The organism is Simkania negevensis Z, from assembly GCF_000237205.1.
In the GTDB taxonomy this organism is placed as follows: domain Bacteria; phylum Chlamydiota; class Chlamydiia; order Chlamydiales; family Simkaniaceae; genus Simkania; species Simkania negevensis.
In genome coordinates, this window is the sequence record NC_015713.1 from 1 (window position 1) to 16,032 (window position 16,032).

Sequence of the window (16,032 nt, forward strand, 5' to 3'; positions counted from 1 at the left end):
AAAAAAAAGCTCATAAGATATGAAAAAATATGAAGATGTTAATTATTTAAATAACGATCTTTCCTAAAGGATGTGATAAAAATTTCAGGATAAAGGATAAACAAATTCTATGCAAACTAGCGTCAAAACGTCGAATCACTCAAAAATCTATCTTTTTCTTATTCTACTCTTCGTGTTTTCAGATGTTATTAGCGAAAATTATATATCAATCGCAATCAACACAAGGCCTCAAGTAGAAGAATATGTATTGATTTTATCTCTGTTCGTTCTTCAGATTTGCATAGCTCCCATTCAGGCAGCTTTTTCTGACTACTACTGCAGAAAAAAAAGCTTGTGTATCGCAATAATGTTCTGCTTGATATCATTAATTATTGTAGCTCTTTACAATATCAATATAACACACTTTTTAACTTCGTTAATCATCATAATACTCTTAAAAGGTCTACTAGGAAATATCATTCCTATTTCACTTGCTGCAGTTGCTGATACTCAAAATAAAAACTTTCGTTTTTCATTCGGTGTTATAACTTCTGCATATGCAATCGGCTATATGTTGATGATCTTTGCAAACTTAAAAATTACTACAATCCAAGCAAACTTTCTCGCAATAATATTTCTATTATTAAGCCTCGCCTTATGCATAACTAAATTTAAAGATAGAAGAGATAAAGACCATCCTTCACAAAAGGAAAAAAGAGAGCTTCTTACAAAAGAACATTCTCACTTCTTCTTTGCAATAATAAAATTCGAAGTCATTCTTCTAATAAAAGACCTCAAAAACAAATGTATAGTAAACGGGCTTTTAGCTTTTTTATTATGGGAGGTTTCTCTCTATAGCGTACTGCTATTATATGTAGATTTCAAAATCATTGGATTTGCTGATATAGCTCTAGCTATGATGATAGGTTATTTATTTGGAGTGATAACTTTAAGATTTACAGGTCTTCTATCTAACAAGGTTATGATTCGCATTGCATATGTATTTCAATGTTTTTCCTTAATGCCTTTTATCATGCATTCCCTCTTTAACTTCTCTCATGTTAACTTACACTTATTGACTGGTTGTTATTTTTTTCACGCTTTTGGAAATGCTATGATAGCCCCAACTCTTTTTGCCATGTTTGCAAAACAAACCGAACATCATCAGATGGGAAAAATTTATGGGTTAATTGAATCTACTGACACACTAGCTTTCCTAATTTCATTCTTAACCATTCTAACGCATAAAAGTTTTAATTATAACGTTAATTATATGGTGCTAATTTCTTTCATTTTTGCCCTCATTTCTTGGATTCCATATAAAATTTTCGAAAAGAACAGACCGAAAATAATTCAAACTACTGACACATAAGTCGAAATTGATCTTGCAAAAAAGGTTTAGTGTGAATTTAAAGCTCAACAAAAATTCTACAATTTCTATTTGATTTTTTCTTATCGTAATCTATAATTGAGCCCAAAACAAATAGAATCAATAGCTGTCGGAGAATAATCAAATGAAAAGCGAAGTAGATTTTGACGCTAAGTACTATGCGAAAAATTCAAAGATTCAACTTTCTTTAGCAAGCAAACTTTTAGACGATTATAAATTCAAAAAAAAGGCTAACGTCCTAGATATTGGCTGCGGAGACGGGAGAATTACTGCAGATATTTCTAAAAAGACTTCTGAAGGAAACGTCATCGGAATTGATGCTTCTTTTAATATGATTGAATATGCTCGGGCCCATTTTCCAAAATCTAAATTTTCAAATCTTGAATTCCTGTACGATAGAGCAGAAAACCTTTCATTTTCCAAACAGTTTGATTTGATCGTTTCTTTCAACTGCTTTCAATGGGTTCGATGTTGGAGAGAGACTCTAAACCTTTTATGTAGTTTTTTAAACCCTAAAGGAGAGCTGCTTTTTCTTACATATCCAAGGGAAAACATCTATTATCAACCTTTTGCAAAAGCCTCTGAAAATTATCCAAACTATGTAGATAAAGCTGCTCATAAATCAATGTTTTCTGCAACCGAACTCAGAGAGGCAATTTTAGAAAATGGGTTATATCTAAAAAAATATGAGTCATTCAAATCCACAATATCTTATCAAGATGCTAATGAAATGAAAGAGTTTGTCCGAGCATGGTTAACAAGCTTCATCCCTTTGCCTTCAATTTTACATGAAGAATATCTTGATCAACTCATAATTGAGTCCAAACATTATCAAATCCAAAAAGAAGATGGCGGTATTCATCTACCATACACAGCGTTATTCATTAATGCCTGTAAACATTAAATAACTTCAAACATCTTTTCTGATATTTTGTCTTTATAAATTACTTGGAAAAATCAATATGAACTTATTAACCTTAAGACTATAAAGAAATAATTTACTTATTTCGGTTGAAGTTTTTGCATATATCTTTTATGATAGCATCAAAATTAAGATGTTTTATTACTATAAACCTCTTATCTTGAACTGGTTTTCAAGCCATCTAAGAGGTGAAAAGGGGTAAGCTTATGGGCACTGGAAGATTTCAAACTCCTGAAGAGGAGCATAAAGCCCAAAATCTTCAAAAGATTTATAGACTAATTTTGCCTTTTAAAAAACCTGATTCTGAATCCTTTAGATCTCAAAAACTTTGTTTCCAAAATTCTTTTTCCTCATCATTAGAAAAAAAACTAGCTGACTTTAGCGTAACTCATGAATTATCAACGAATAATATTCTGTTCGCTGCTTTTCAAGCCCTGCTTTTCCGCTATTCAGGTCAAAATGATTTTGTGATCGGAGTAAAGCGTCAGAATATTGTGGAGCCCTTTCATCTTCATTGCTATGAAAAAGAGTCATTTTTAAGCCTCGTTTCTCGCTTAGAGTCCTCAAAAAAAAATCAAAATATATTTTTTCAGCAAAACTCTGAGCAATATCAGGTTCTGTTTTCTTTTTCTGAAGAAGGCCTCAATGAAGTGAATAAAAACCTAGTTGACTTGGTTTTTTTCGTTGACGAGCAAGAAGATTCTCATACTGTGCACATAGCAGCAGCTCGTAAGGTTTTCCAACTAGCAACAGTCGAAAGTATGATCGGTCATTTTTGCACACTCTTAGAAAGTGCTTTAGATCACCCACATCGTGAGCTTAATGTCTTAGAGTACTTGGCTGAAGATGAATTACGTTTGCTCAATTATGAGTTTGCTGAGGGAGTTGAAGAAAATTATCCTGACAACATCATTTGTTTTTTTGAGAAGCAGGTAAGTCTATCGCCTGATGAAATAGCCATTTACTTTCAAGATGAAGCCTTGACATATGCTGAGCTAAATAATAAAATTAATCAAATGGCTCATTACCTTAAAAACCTTGGCATTAGCCATGGATCTGTCGTAGCTGTCAGTTGCCACCACGATCCTGACGTCATTGTGACCATTTTTGCAATCATTCGACTTGGAGCAACATATTTGCCTTTAGATCCAAGTTATCCCGATACACGCCTAAATATGATGATCCAAGATGCCAAGCCTGAGATTTTGGTAACTCGCTCATCAGTTGCGGAGAAGTTTTCAGGGTTTTCAAATCCCATTGTCAATTTAGACACTGATATGGAAAAGGTTGCCAAATCTTCTTCTAGTTCTGTATCAGAGCAGGGGTTAGCTGAAAACCCCGTATATATCATTTATACCTCAGGTTCTACAGGGAAACCTAAGGGAATCATGATTTCATATGAAAGCCTTCCGCATTTATGCCTAGAAAGAAAAAGATATTATCCCAATAAGACCATTGCGATGCTGACGGGGTCAATTAGCTTCGATGTGAGCATTTTAACGATCTTTCACTCTCTAATGACAGGTGGAACATTGTGCATTCCTGATCAAAGTGAACGTGTCGATGGTGAAGCCTTAATTAAGCATATGGCAAAGTTTCGGGTGAATTTTTTCATGTGCGTTCCTTCATTCTATGCAATGATGCTTGAGAAAGAAGTCCCTTTTCCCAAATCTCTTGAAATCATGAGCCTCGTTGGTGAAGTGATTCCAAACTCTCTTCCCCCGCTGCATGCTCAGTTTGCTCCTCATGTAAAACTTTTTAACGAATATGGGCCTTGTGAAATAGCATTGGGAAGCAACCTTGCACAGATTTATGACCCGCTAACTGAAAAAATTAGCCCTATTCACGTTGGAAAACCTTTGCCAAATACTGAAGTGTATGTCCTTGACGCGAATTTACAGCTTGTACCTATTGGGATGAGGGGTGAAATCTGCTTAGGTGGCAAGGGGCTAGCCATGGGGTATCTCAATCGGAACAATCTCACTGCTGAGAAGTTTGTGAAAGTTGCTTTACCTGGCAAGGCGTTGACTCGGTTATATCGCACTGGAGACTATGGTCGCTGGCTTCCAGACGGAAACTTGGAGTTCTTAGGGCGCATGGATTATCAGGTTAAAATCCGGGGACATCGTGTTGAATTGGGAGAAGTTGAGGCTGTTCTTTGTCAACATAAGGAAATCGATGAGGCTGTTGTTAAAGTTCAAAAAATGAAAGACCATCAAGATTGTTTGGTTGCTTATTTCACTACCATTGGCAGAAAAATTTTATCTGTTGGAGAACTGCGCAAATTTCTAGATCTTTTATTGCCCAAATTCGCTGTTCCTTCTCATTTTATGCAGCTAGAATACTTTCCTCGGACCCATAATAGGAAAATTGACCGTAAGGCCCTTCCGATTTTTCCTGTTGCTGAAGTTGCAGATGATAAAAACATCTCTCATAAAGGAGTGAAACAAACTCTTTTGGAGATTTGGAAAAAAGCTCTCAACCTTTATAATATTGGTCCAGATGATAATTTCTTTGACGTTGGGGGAAACTCTCTTTTACTGGCAAATATTCAAACTGCTGTGAAAGAGGTTTTGAAAGTAAACGTCCCGATTATTGAGTACTTTCGCTATTCTACCATCAATAGTTTTGCGAAATACCTTGAATCACTCAAAAGTCAGGACTTACGAAAAGCCAGATCGTCATAGGTTATGAAATGAAAAAAGCAGATCAAAACGGAATTGCCATCATTGGAATGTCAGGCCGTTTCCCCGGAGCTCAAAACACTGAGATGTTTTGGAATAACTTGTGTCAGGGTGTTGAGTCAATTATGCGATTCTCTGATGAAGAACTTCCTAAATCAGACTTGGAAAAACCTAACTACGTGAAAGCACGTGGAACCATTGAAAACATCACAGATTTTGACGCAGACTTTTTCGGCATGAGCCGAAGAGAGGCAGAACTGACCGACCCTCAGCATCGGCTATTTCTAGAGTGTTGCTATCAAGGACTAGAAGATGCTGGATATGCTCCGGGACAGTATAACGGAGCGATTGGGGTCTATGCTGGAGCAAGTTCTGAATCAAACTATTATTACAATATTCTGACTCATTCTGATGCTTGCAAAGAATCTGAAAAGAACCTGCTCCGTTTGGGAAATGAGTTGGATTATTTAACGACACGTGTTTCCTACAAGTTGAACTTAAAAGGGCCAAGTATGGCTATTCAGACGGCTTGTTCAACTTCCCTTGTTACGGTATGTATGGCCTGCAGTCAGTTATTAACTCATCAGTGTGATATCGCACTTGCGGGTGGAGCAACGATCTCGATTCCTCAAGAACGGGGATATCAGTATCAGGAAGGAATGATTTTTTCTTCAGATGGACACTGCCGCCCCTTTGATGCAAAGTCGGGAGGAACTGTTCCTGGGAACGGGGTTGGAGTCGTGGTATTAAAACGGCTCGATGAGGCTATCCGAGATAGAGACCACATCTATGCTGTTATTCGCGGTTTCGGTCTTAACAATGATGGTTCAGAAAAGATCGGTTACTCTGCCCCGAGTATTGAGGGTCAAGCAAGTGCCCTGCGCAGAGCGTTTAAAATGGCAGGGATCGCCCCCGAGACTGTTTCTCTCATAGAGGCTCATGGAACAGCAACTTTGCTGGGGGACCCTATTGAAGTTCAAGCTCTCAGTGAGGTGTTTGGAACTGGTAAGAGAAAACAATGTGCGATTGGGTCTGTAAAGAGCAACATTGGCCACTTAATGGAAACTGCAGGTGTTGCTGGGTTAATTAAGGCTGCTTTAGCAGTGCATCATAAGACATTACCTGCATCGCTACATTTTAAAGAACCCAACCCTCACATTGATTTTGAGTCAAGCCCCTTTTATGTAGTGGGAGAAACAAAGCCATGGGAAGAAACACCTAGACGTGCATTAGTGAATTCTCTAGGGTTTGGCGGAACGAATGCGCATGTAATATTAGAAGAACCTCCTGAGGTTCTGAAAAGAGAGGAGCGCCATCAAGATTACCTTTTTGTTTTATCAGCGAAAACAAAAACTGCATTGCAAGCCATGTCAGATCGGTTGAAGAGCTATTTGGAAAAACATCCTGATTTAGATTTAGGAGATGTAGCTTATACACTGCAGGTAGGACGGGCAGCCTTTCCTCAACGAAAAGCATTTGTTGCTACAAACCGAGAAGATGCGATGAAGCAGTTAGCTACCAGAGATGAGATTGGTGAAGCAAAGACCGAATTAGAGCGCATGGGGCTTGATTGGATGCGAGGAGAATCGATCGACTGGACACACCTTCATGAAAACGATGGGTGTCGACGTATATCATTACCTACTTACCCCTTCGAAAAAAAACGCTACTGGCTCGAGTTCAATGCAAAAGAAGAAGCAAATACTCCTTCAGATAATGTCCAGGATACTCTTAAGAGAATTTGGAAAGAATATTTAGGGTTAGACCAACTTACTGTGAATGACAACTTTTTCGATCTTGGAGGCGACTCTTTTTTGGCTATTCAAATGGTTCCTGAGATTCAAGAAGTTTTAGGGGTCTCTCTGAAGGTCAATACTATTTTGCAATATCCAACGATCGAAAAACTTTCCACATTTATCGAAAAGGAACGTGGAACAAGTGCAGATCGAGAAGCCGTTCTTTTAAAAGAAGGCGATCCTACTTGCTCTCTTTTTGTGATTCATCAAATTGATGGGCATATTTTCTCTTATAAGCAGCTTGCAAATGTCCTTCAAGATGAGGGACAGATTTATGGAATTGAAAGTCCTTACTCTTCTTCTGACTCTTCGTTGACTATTGAGCGTATGGCAAGTGATTACGTCAAAATGATCAAAATGGTTCAACCAAAAGGCCCCTATAGAATAATTGGAGCCTCTTTTGGAGGACTTGTCGCATATGAAATTGCACAGCAACTCGATGTAGATTCATTGACAATGATTGATATCATTAACCCAACACATCTCAAGCAAGGTGCAGAAACTGAAGATGACATGTTTTCTCTTCTTCTTGAGCTTTTTTCAGGAAAAAAATTGTCACCCGAAGAATTAAAAGAACTTTCTCGAGAAGAAAAAATTCGGCAAATCATGCAATGCATGAACTTTGAAATCCTTCCTTTTCTTGAGCAAGAGCGTATTTTTGAATGCATGAAAGTTCATTGGGGAGCTCTAAAAAAATATCGACCAAAGTGCTACACAAAGCGTATTTGTTTTTTCGAAACAGAAGAAAAGCTTTCATCTCTGCATGACATTTCTCTTGTTTCAACTTGGAAAGATCTCGGCTGCAACAAAATTGAACCACATGTGATTGCAGCAAGTCATTTAGGAATTATGACTTCCCCTTATGTTGATGAAGTTGCTAAGCTTATTGATGCTTTTCTACAATCTCAAAAAAAAGAATCGCCTGATGCCAAAATCTAAACTTTTAGGCGCTTGGAAACTTGTGTCTTGTTCAATTAATAATTCTGATGGAGTGACTTATCCCTATGGGAAAGATGCCATTGGTTATATTATTTATACTCCAGATAATGTTGTTTCTGTTCACATGATGTCAGCAAGCAGAATGTATGCAAGTCAACACCAATTTCGCTCTGGTACCGATGCAGAAAAAATTGAAGCAGCTGAAAATTTCGGAGGATACGTAGGTCGTTACGAAGTCAGTGGTGATGTCGTGACACACTTTCCTGAAGCTTGCGGTTTTCCCTCATTTATTAATGTCCCTCAAAAAAGAAAGATCGACCTTTCAGGAAATGTTTTGACGTTGTCTTGCACAGATCCGAGTGCACAAAATGAAAGCATTGTTGTCTGGGAACGTGTAGATGCAAAGGGTTGAACCGCTCCATCTTCCTCTTAAGGAAAAGTGTGAGTTTTTTCTTGTAAATCTCTCCAACATACAGCAAGAAGAGGTCGATGCTGCTAGCAAAGTTGTAGATGATATTTCCTTAGCGCGTGCCGAGAGATTTTCATTCGAGAGAGATCGTAATAGGCTTCTCATTGCCCAGGCAATCTTGCGACAAAAACTAGGTGAGCTTTTGAATTGCAAGCCTAGTGAGGTCACGATTTTGCGTGATGACTTTGGGAAGCCTTATATTGAAGGTCACCTACTTCATTTTAGCTTATCCTATTCCCACCATTACGCCCTTTTTGCGTTTTGCCCTGATCGACTTATTGGAGTCGATATAGAAGCAATCAATCCAGATCGAGTCGTTTTAGAATCGCCTGTGTTACATGAAATCGAAAAAAATCAAATTATAAGCGGAGAAGATCCTATAGATTCATTTTATGATTATTGGTGTGCAAAAGAAGCCCTTCTAAAAGCCATGGGGACGGGATTTACCGAAGAAAAACCTCCACTTTTAACTCATGTTTCGTATGGTGTCTTTTCTTCAGAAAAGCCCAATGCAATCGTTTATACTTTTACCACTCATCATCATAAAATTGGTGTTTGCTTATTAGAGGAAGAATGAGCACTGAGAATCCTATCTGAAACTAAGAATTAAGCCCTTTTAAGAACAAATCTTTATGAGTCGTTACATGTTTTTCATAGAAACCTTTCATGAATAAAGTAAAAGGACTCGACACATGAACTTTTTGTTTTAGCTTTGTTTTCTCAGAAGACATCTCTTCTATAATGAATGTAGTTTCTTGTTTAAAGAACGGAGCCTTGGTAAGAGTATCTAGTCTCTCGTATTCCCGGAAGTTAGTAACCAAAATTGTAACGAAGGTAGGTCTTCCCTTTATTTTTCCCTTTACTTGTGCTCCAAGATCAAGTTTTGTATCACACGAAAAATATTCGATGCGCTTATCTCCTTTTGCCCAATTGTTAAAGTCTAAACAATATTCCCAAACTCGCTGTAGAGGCATGTCTACTTCAGCAACAAATTCACTATTCCATTTAAAAATGCTCATGTTCTCTCCCAAATAATATACCCCTCACCGTCATATGCAGAAACAATAACATATGAAGTATTACATACGATTGCCTCTAATATTTCAGTCGAAAGAGGTTTGTGTAACGGATGTTTGATGAATCTATCCAACTAAAAAGTTAAATGCTATATTCTTTTAAAAAAATTTAGGAGATGACATGGCAGGATTTAAGTGTTTATCAGATGAACAATGGCAACTCATTGAAGGTCTTATGGACCATACTTTTCCTTTGGAGAGAGGAACTCCTCGAAGTGATCTACGCAAAACCTGGAATTCAATACTCTTTATCTTAACGAGAGGATGTCGTTGGGCGGATCTTCCGACAGATTCCTCTCTTTTTATCCCTCGTTCTACAGCTCACAAATGGTTAAAGCAATGGAGTGTTGAAGGAGTTTTTGATAAGGTGATGAGTGGGCTATTACAGATAGCAATAATGGAAGGAAAAGTTGATCTTTCTCAAGTAGCTGTGGACGGTTCTTTTTCCCCCCGCTCCAGGAGGAGGGGAAAAAGTTGATTATGGTTATAAAGGCAAGGGAGTTCTGCTTCACTTGCTTATCGATAAAAACGGCAATGCAATAGCCATTACAACTACCGATGCAAAGGGGGATGAAAAACAGGAAGTTAGCAGATTGCTTACACAGCTTCCATTAAAGTCACTCAAAGGGCGAGTAGTTGTTCTTGAGGCAGACAAAGGTTATGATGCAGGCTGGTTACGTCAGTTTTTGTTAAACATGGGAATATTTCCTCTAATTCCCTATCGGAAAATCAAAGGAAGATGGGCGCCAGAAATTAACGAAGTTACCCATTTCTTCAAATTGAGCCCACAACGCTGGAAGGTAGAACGAGCTTTTGCTTGGTTAAAAAGACGTTGTCGTCGGCTATTGATGCGATGGGAGCGTTTATTCGTGATATAGAATGGATTGGTAATATTGGGGGTAGTTTATACTTGGATAAAAAATTTAGTTGGATAGGTTCATTTAAGTACAAAACAGTTTAATAAATGGTGGTATGAAAACAGCCCAAGTCCAAGAGGCATTCCTCCTTCAGTTGTTGAAGCTGAAATTCTTAACCCCGGAAGCACAGGAGCTAATGTGAAATTAAATGAATTGGGAGAAGTGATTACTGTCATGCCGAGGAGCAAATGAAGATCAATACAATTCAATTACTTACTATCTTTGATAGAACTATACCAATCGTTACAAACGAAGAGCTAGGTGTTTATTGGTTTGAGAAAAAGAGAGATGATGGGTTAGTAATCACACTTTCTTTCTCCATTTATGAAAATTATGCAGGTATTCTAATTCATAATAGTCGAGACGTTGCTATCGTTAATATTCATATGAAAGATTGTTCCGAAATCCGAGTTTTAGACGAGAAAAAAGAATGTCTAGAAATAGTTCACGAAGATGGTAAAGGGCGATGCTTTATGTCATTATCTCATGATAACATACTAGAATACTCAGAGTAACCATCAATAAAGACAGACACAGGCCGCTTTCTCTCACCTGACTCCAAGGGCCTTGTTGATGGCCCTAACCTCTACCAGTTCTTGCTCAATAATCCCTTCTTATACTTAGACAATCCTGGTTGGTATATAAATTAATTTACAGGAAACAGAATGTGAAAAAAAAGAATTTCAAAAAATAATAACTGAACGTTCTGAAAAAGATTGGTTTCACTGTTTCGTAAAAGATGGAATATTTCAAGGAGCCTGTGGTCTTTTCAATTTATCTGAAGTATTAGAAATCTCCAAAGTATGGGTAGAGGATTAAGTTTTCTGTTTTAAAAGAATTGTATCAAGAGTTGTACTCCAACGTATTTCGACACCACGACCAACAACGAGATCATCTATAATTCCTTGATTATAGAGATCTATAAAGCGGATAAAATCTGAAATTCTGTGTTCCCATTGTTCTTTCCCATCAACAAAAACAATATGATAAATTCGGGAATCACGCTTTTCTTCATATTCTCTAAGTTCCTTTCCAACAAGTAAGCACTCATAAACTGCATCACTCATTTTACTGCCCCCTTTCGTCTTTCCCCAATATTCTTTAATTTCCCAAACAACAAAGGGGTTGACCAAGCAAGGTATGGCTCCATCAAGATTTCTTGCAGTGACATATAAATCTTTTTCTTTAAACCAAACACATCGGTGCTGCGGATCAATATCAATATTAAAACCAAATTTTGCAGCAATTTTTGAACTAATTTCTGTTACAGCAGCCACAAGGGATTTTGAAGATTGATGATGATCTAAGCTCTTTGTAGCCGTTTTGGCTGCTGTTATGCCAAGTTGTTCGCAAAAACAAAGAGCTTCTTGCTCCGTTCTAAGGCGATTTTTATACGTTTCGTATTGGTTTTCAGAAAAAACAAGGTATTCAAAAAATAGATCGATTGTATTTTGTTTCAGTGGTACCGAACCATGAATTTCCAGTTTTTTAGAACTCTTTTCATTGACAAGTATAGCTAAAGAGGATTTTTCTTTGAGATAAGCAAGCCAAAATTCTCTAAGTTGTTTTTCATTTTTTCCAATTGAACGAAAATATCGTACCACATCCCATAGCTCATGTTGCCAACCTATGTTTTGATAGCTAAAAACATCCTTTTCATTATTTTGTGAAAGTTGTTTTTTCACTCTGACTTTACCTAATAATTTGTTATGAGAAGTTCAGTTACGGTTCTATTTTGAGAATTTAAATTAATTTCTCTTCTAGCAGAAATTTCGTACAAATTAAATGAATCTATCCAACTAAAAAGTTAAATGCTATATTCTTTTAAAAAAATTTAGGAGATGACATGGCAGGATTTAAGTGTTTATCAGATGAACAATGGCAACTCATTGAAGGTCTTATGGACCATACTTTTCCTTTGGAGAGAGGAACTCCTCGAAGTGATCTACGCAAAACCTGGAATTCAATACTCTTTATCTTAACGAGAGGATGTCGTTGGGCGGATCTTCCGACAGATTCCTCTCTTTTTATCCCTCGTTCTACAGCTCACAAATGGTTAAAGCAATGGAGTGTTGAAGGAGTTTTTGATAAGGTGATGAGTGGGCTATTACAGATAGCAATAATGGAAGGAAAAGTTGATCTTTCTCAAGTAGCTGTGGACGGTTCTTTTTCCCCCCGCTCCAGGAGGAGGGGAAAAAGTTGATTATGGTTATAAAGGCAAGGGAGTTCTGCTTCACTTGCTTATCGATAAAAACGGCAATGCAATAGCCATTACAACTACCGATGCAAAGGGGGATGAAAAACAGGAAGTTAGCAGATTGCTTACACAGCTTCCATTAAAGTCACTCAAAGGGCGAGTAGTTGTTCTTGAGGCAGACAAAGGTTATGATGCAGGCTGGTTACGTCAGTTTTTGTTAAACATGGGAATATTTCCTCTAATTCCCTATCGGAAAATCAAAGGAAGATGGGCGCCAGAAATTAACGAAGTTACCCATTTCTTCAAATTGAGCCCACAACGCTGGAAGGTAGAACGAGCTTTTGCTTGGTTAAAAAGACGTTGTCGTCGGCTATTGATGCGATGGGAGCGTTTATTCGTGATATGGAATGGATTGGTAATATTGGGGGTAGTTTATACTTGGATAAAAAATTTAGTTGGATAGGTTCATCCAGAAAACAATTTCTTTACAAATTCAGTGTTACTATTACTAATAGCCCAATTGACTCTTTTACTGTCTAATTCGCGGCATATTGCAGCCAATCTGAAATGATCCTTCTCTCTGAATTGCTTAGCAGTATATCTATTGAAATCCGAATAGCCTCCAAGTTTATAATAAGGAGGATCGAAATAAACAAAATCATGTTGGTTTATTCCGTACAGGCCAAATTCAAAATCACAACATTTAAGTTCAACGTTCGCCAGTGCTTTAGAAACAGCTTTTAGATTGTCAGGATCATGGTATCTTCTATCATAAGCGCCGTAAGGCACATTGAAAGTGCCCTTGCCGTTAACGCGAAATAAACCTCTAAAACACGTCTTATTAAGATAAATAAATTGACTCGCCCTCTCGAATAGATTAAGACTCCAAGGATTGACCGATCGAATTCTAAGAAACTCTTGTTCCGTATTAATCATTTTATCTAAATAATCTGCAACACGCTCCCAGTTTTCTTTTAACGCTGTGTAAGTGTCTATTAACCATTTATTTTCATCAGATAAGCAAGCATTAAGTGGATGCAGACTAAAAAAGACACTGCCACCACCCAAAAAGGGTTCATAATAACGCTCAAAAGTTTTTGGGAAAAAATCTATTAGTGTAAAAGCTAATGATTGTTTTCCCCCTGCCCATTTAATAAAAGGTTTAGCTGAAGAATTGATCGGAAACAAGTCAAGTTCAACACTCATAATCAATCCTACTTCAGGGCTTTACTATTTTTAGAGTATTCATTGCTTAACGATTTCTTTTTTTGTCGACTAACCATAAGCTTTCGTAGCTTCTGAAGCGCAAGCGGAGAAGGCTTTGTTTTAATGTTTTCCCATCTATTCACTGTTGGAAATGTTACCCCAAGCCTTACTGCAAACTGCTCTTGAGTCAATCCTAATTCTTGTCGGATTTCTTTAATTTTGTTGGCAAGTCCTTCATCTGAGTAGCTGAAAATATTAGAAGCAGGCACAGTTACACCTTAAACATTAATTTAGATTATATAGTATGATATATCGCATGTTATATTTTTTGCGAAGTAAAAACTTATTGCGCAAAACAAGCTGGATTAGCATTTGGAGACCCTCTTCTATACTCTAATTCGAACATAAACTCCCATTGACTCTTTAAAAGGAATATCTCCTACATTTGTTGATTTACCCTGCTGGAAGGCAAGAAAGTCGATCTCTACGGAGAACATGTTGGTACCCGCATTTGGGAGGCTGTTTTGCAGTCTAGTATTGGCATCTCTCATGGAATGATTGATTCTGCTGTCGATTTCGGATTCTTAGCTATGGATTTAGGGGTTCTTGCAACAACAAGTCTCTTATTTGAAGGAAAATCTTTGTGACCTGACTATTTTTTTGTGCGCCATAACCTTCAAGCTAGCTATGAAAATCTCATGCAAAATCATTTGGGCGGTTCAGATAATTTTTATTATCAAGAATCGAGATTAGGCACTTACAAAGGCATTGAGATGAGAATGCTTGCAACAGGAGTTTATGCATTAGGAAAACACGTTGCGAAACGTGGTGCTCAATTTGCTATGAAGCAATTTTCAAAAGGTCTGAAATTTGAAACTTACTCCTCGACTGAATTTGCAATAAAAAACAGCACAAGATTAAATAAATTGGCATCTTATCCAGAAGCGTTAGATCAGGCTCGGTCAAAACGGGTGTATTTAATGGTCCTTTTTGGTTTTGCAATTGTTGGAATACTTGGAGATCTTGGTGTTGTTGAATAAATCGACTTAAGTCACTGATAATCTGTGGAAGCGTTTACAGAGCGTTAAGGACTTAGGTGTATTTATTCAACAACACTGGAGATCTTAGGTATTTAGAGGGATCTAGTGCTGATTTTCTTTGGATTTTTTTAGATTTAATGACGATTTTTTTTTCGTATTTGCTCGTAAGAACTTGTTTTGCTTCTTACGCGGTTTTAGTCTTTGCAACAAAGCTCGGTGCAATGGGATTTCACTTTCTTAGACCCTTAGACGAAAATCAAATCACTTCGCTTGTTGTATATGGGGCAGCGGGCGCAGTTTTGTATTTCTTTGCTTTCTTAGCTTGCATGCGAATCAAACGGTATTTATTCCCAATTCCTGTCTCTCTTGGAGATGAGTAAACCCAAGTTGCTACCTCAAAAAGTGATAGAAAAAGAAGCAATTAACATCATCAGTTTCAAGATAAATCCTCGATCAGTTACAGCATGAATATGCTTAGGTAACCAAGATGAGATTCTACTAAACGTTGATTCTATTTTCTTCCGTATCCTTCTGCCATAACGGTGATAAATAAAGCTTTGTCCCTTGCGGGAATTTTTTCTTCTTTCTGTGATGAGATGAAGATCCTTTTCAATGAGCGCTTTTTCATGCTCTGATGAAATATAAGCCTTATCTCCAAGGATGATAGAACCTTTAAGAAGAGATCCAAGGTAGATTTTTTTAAAGGCTGTCAAATCGTGAGTCGAAGCTGATGTCAATAAAAACTCCCTAGGCTTCCCTTGGAAGGTTGTCAAAACATGAACTTTGAGTCCTGTAAACCAAGCTTGTTTACTTGCGTTATAACCGATGTATTTTTGGTCTGTGAAAAGAGCGCGCCTATTAGAACGAACATTATGGCATACAGAAACAGGGAAGCTATCAATTAAAAAGCCTTTTGAATAAGGCTCAACTTGATAAGAAAGATGGGCAACAATGAGATGCCAAAAAAATGAAGGAACATCATGTAATCTTCGATTAAGTCTACTCTTACTCAAGATGTTAGTGATATATCCATGTTCATATAAAAATACCCTAGAGGTCTCGAGATTACCTTGAAAAAAGCGCCAAGAAACAAGACCAACGGTGATAACTTCAGCTAAAGTCATATGAGACTGGGGCTCGTCATTCCAAGAAATAGCTTTAAGAAAATCATCGACGTGACAAAAAATAGAGATGATTGCATTTTGCATCGTTTCCCTCGCGGTTGTTTTTTTTGTGGTAAAAAAGAATTTAAACCAAGAGGGATTTTTTTTTGCAAAAATTTAATGATTAACAATTTAAAGAAATTTAGAAGTGTGCTTATCTAGGTAGCAACTTGGGTGAGTAAATTATTTAATTATATTTCAAATTTTTAATTGGATTGATTTTATCTTTGTAGCGGGTAAACTAATCTGTCAAT

The 16,032-nt window shown here is 37.3% G+C and carries 21 protein-coding genes; 16 read left to right on the forward strand and 5 right to left on the reverse strand.

Features of this window, described 5'->3' with window-relative positions; genetic code table 11:
• Nucleotides 1-172 precede the first annotated feature (172 nt).
• The 6 genes from SNE_RS00650 (at nt 173) to SNE_RS12080 (ending at nt 8,756) form a co-directional block, all read left to right on the forward strand.
• Complete coding sequence (locus SNE_RS00650; protein ID WP_158307182.1) at nt 173-1,351, forward strand: MFS transporter; 1,179 nt, start codon at nt 173-175, stop codon at nt 1,349-1,351.
• 142 nt (nt 1,352-1,493) lie between these two features.
• Entirely contained in the window at nt 1,494-2,273 is a 780-nt protein-coding gene (locus SNE_RS12065) for a class I SAM-dependent methyltransferase (RefSeq protein ID WP_013942347.1), read from the forward strand.
• Between the two features lie 668 nt (nt 2,274-2,941).
• Nucleotides 2,942-4,978 carry a non-ribosomal peptide synthetase gene (locus SNE_RS00660; RefSeq protein WP_158307183.1) on the forward strand — a complete coding sequence of 679 codons (2,037 nt, stop codon included), beginning with the start codon at nt 2,942-2,944 and terminating at the stop codon, nt 4,976-4,978.
• Between the two features lie 8 nt (nt 4,979-4,986).
• Nucleotides 4,987-7,710: a type I polyketide synthase gene (locus SNE_RS12070; RefSeq protein ID WP_013942349.1), complete on the forward strand. Its 2,724-nt coding sequence runs from the start codon at nt 4,987-4,989 to the stop codon at nt 7,708-7,710.
• Nucleotides 7,697-8,122, forward strand: a complete 426-nt coding sequence (locus tag SNE_RS12075) for a lipocalin-like domain-containing protein (RefSeq protein ID WP_158307184.1) — start codon at nt 7,697-7,699, stop codon at nt 8,120-8,122. Before SNE_RS12070 ends, SNE_RS12075 begins: the two co-directional genes overlap by 14 nt.
• Nucleotides 8,109-8,756 (forward strand): 4'-phosphopantetheinyl transferase family protein, encoded by a 648-nt coding sequence (locus SNE_RS12080; protein WP_013942351.1) that lies wholly within the window; start codon nt 8,109-8,111, stop codon nt 8,754-8,756. Before SNE_RS12075 ends, SNE_RS12080 begins: the two co-directional genes overlap by 14 nt.
• Nucleotides 8,757-8,778: 22 nt before the next feature.
• Here SNE_RS12080 and SNE_RS00680 read toward each other — a convergent pair whose 3' ends face one another.
• Nucleotides 8,779-9,198 (reverse strand): SRPBCC family protein, encoded by a 420-nt coding sequence (locus SNE_RS00680; protein ID WP_041418649.1) that lies wholly within the window; start codon nt 9,196-9,198, stop codon nt 8,779-8,781.
• Nucleotides 9,199-9,376: 178 nt separating this feature from the next.
• Between SNE_RS00680 and SNE_RS00685 the strand changes: the two genes are divergently transcribed.
• The 5 genes from SNE_RS00685 to SNE_RS13510 all read left to right on the forward strand — a co-directional run bounded on the left by SNE_RS00685 (nt 9,377) and on the right by SNE_RS13510 (nt 10,991).
• Entirely contained in the window at nt 9,377-9,733 is a 357-nt protein-coding gene (locus SNE_RS00685; RefSeq protein WP_013943592.1) for a transposase, read from the forward strand.
• The gene (locus SNE_RS00690; RefSeq protein WP_079891497.1) at nt 9,684-10,133 is read left to right on the forward strand and encodes a transposase; all 450 of its coding nucleotides are present in this window, start codon (nt 9,684-9,686) and stop codon (nt 10,131-10,133) included. Before SNE_RS00685 ends, SNE_RS00690 begins: the two co-directional genes overlap by 50 nt.
• 227 nt (nt 10,134-10,360) lie before the next feature.
• Nucleotides 10,361-10,687: a hypothetical protein gene (locus tag SNE_RS00695; RefSeq protein ID WP_013942354.1), complete on the forward strand. Its 327-nt coding sequence runs from the start codon at nt 10,361-10,363 to the stop codon at nt 10,685-10,687.
• 6 nt (nt 10,688-10,693) lie between these two features.
• A complete protein-coding gene (locus SNE_RS13505; RefSeq protein ID WP_148259023.1) occupies nt 10,694-10,822 on the forward strand; it encodes an RHS repeat-associated core domain-containing protein in 129 nt (42 codons plus the stop codon).
• A complete protein-coding gene (locus tag SNE_RS13510; RefSeq protein WP_079891592.1) occupies nt 10,818-10,991 on the forward strand; it encodes an Imm53 family immunity protein in 174 nt (57 codons plus the stop codon). The genes SNE_RS13505 and SNE_RS13510 overlap by 5 nt, the downstream gene beginning before the upstream one ends.
• Here SNE_RS13510 and SNE_RS12085 read toward each other — a convergent pair.
• Nucleotides 10,988-11,857, reverse strand: coding sequence for a DUF7687 domain-containing protein (locus tag SNE_RS12085; protein ID WP_013942355.1), 870 nt, complete (start codon nt 11,855-11,857; stop codon nt 10,988-10,990). The two genes, SNE_RS13510 and SNE_RS12085, sit on opposite strands and share 4 nt — an antisense overlap.
• 161 nt (nt 11,858-12,018) lie before the next feature.
• On the opposite strand from SNE_RS12085, the gene SNE_RS00705 reads away from it, so the two are divergent.
• Nucleotides 12,019-12,375 carry a transposase gene (locus SNE_RS00705; RefSeq protein ID WP_013943592.1) on the forward strand — a complete coding sequence of 119 codons (357 nt, stop codon included), beginning with the start codon at nt 12,019-12,021 and terminating at the stop codon, nt 12,373-12,375.
• Complete coding sequence (locus SNE_RS00710; RefSeq protein ID WP_079891495.1) at nt 12,326-12,832, forward strand: transposase; 507 nt, start codon at nt 12,326-12,328, stop codon at nt 12,830-12,832. Before SNE_RS00705 ends, SNE_RS00710 begins: the two co-directional genes overlap by 50 nt.
• A gap of 2 nt (nt 12,833-12,834) precedes the next feature.
• Here the strand turns inward: SNE_RS00710 and SNE_RS00715 are convergent, their stop codons facing one another.
• Entirely contained in the window at nt 12,835-13,575 is a 741-nt protein-coding gene (locus tag SNE_RS00715; protein ID WP_013942356.1) for a DNA adenine methylase, read from the reverse strand.
• Between the two features lie 8 nt (nt 13,576-13,583).
• Entirely contained in the window at nt 13,584-13,844 is a 261-nt protein-coding gene (locus tag SNE_RS00720) for a helix-turn-helix domain-containing protein (RefSeq protein ID WP_013942357.1), read from the reverse strand.
• A gap of 255 nt (nt 13,845-14,099) precedes the next feature.
• On the opposite strand from SNE_RS00720, the gene SNE_RS13450 reads away from it, so the two are divergent.
• The 3 genes from SNE_RS13450 to SNE_RS00730 all read left to right on the forward strand — a co-directional run bounded on the left by SNE_RS13450 (nt 14,100) and on the right by SNE_RS00730 (nt 14,995).
• The gene (locus SNE_RS13450; RefSeq protein ID WP_269453436.1) at nt 14,100-14,222 is read left to right on the forward strand and encodes a hypothetical protein; all 123 of its coding nucleotides are present in this window, start codon (nt 14,100-14,102) and stop codon (nt 14,220-14,222) included.
• 51 nt (nt 14,223-14,273) lie between these two features.
• Nucleotides 14,274-14,615 (forward strand): hypothetical protein, encoded by a 342-nt coding sequence (locus SNE_RS00725; protein ID WP_148258910.1) that lies wholly within the window; start codon nt 14,274-14,276, stop codon nt 14,613-14,615.
• A gap of 137 nt (nt 14,616-14,752) precedes the next feature.
• Nucleotides 14,753-14,995, forward strand: a complete 243-nt coding sequence (locus SNE_RS00730) for a hypothetical protein (RefSeq protein ID WP_148258911.1) — start codon at nt 14,753-14,755, stop codon at nt 14,993-14,995.
• A gap of 15 nt (nt 14,996-15,010) precedes the next feature.
• Here SNE_RS00730 and SNE_RS00735 read toward each other — a convergent pair whose 3' ends face one another.
• Nucleotides 15,011-15,823, reverse strand: a complete 813-nt coding sequence (locus tag SNE_RS00735) for an IS982 family transposase (protein WP_013944678.1) — start codon at nt 15,821-15,823, stop codon at nt 15,011-15,013.
• Nucleotides 15,824-16,032: the final 209 nt, after the last annotated feature.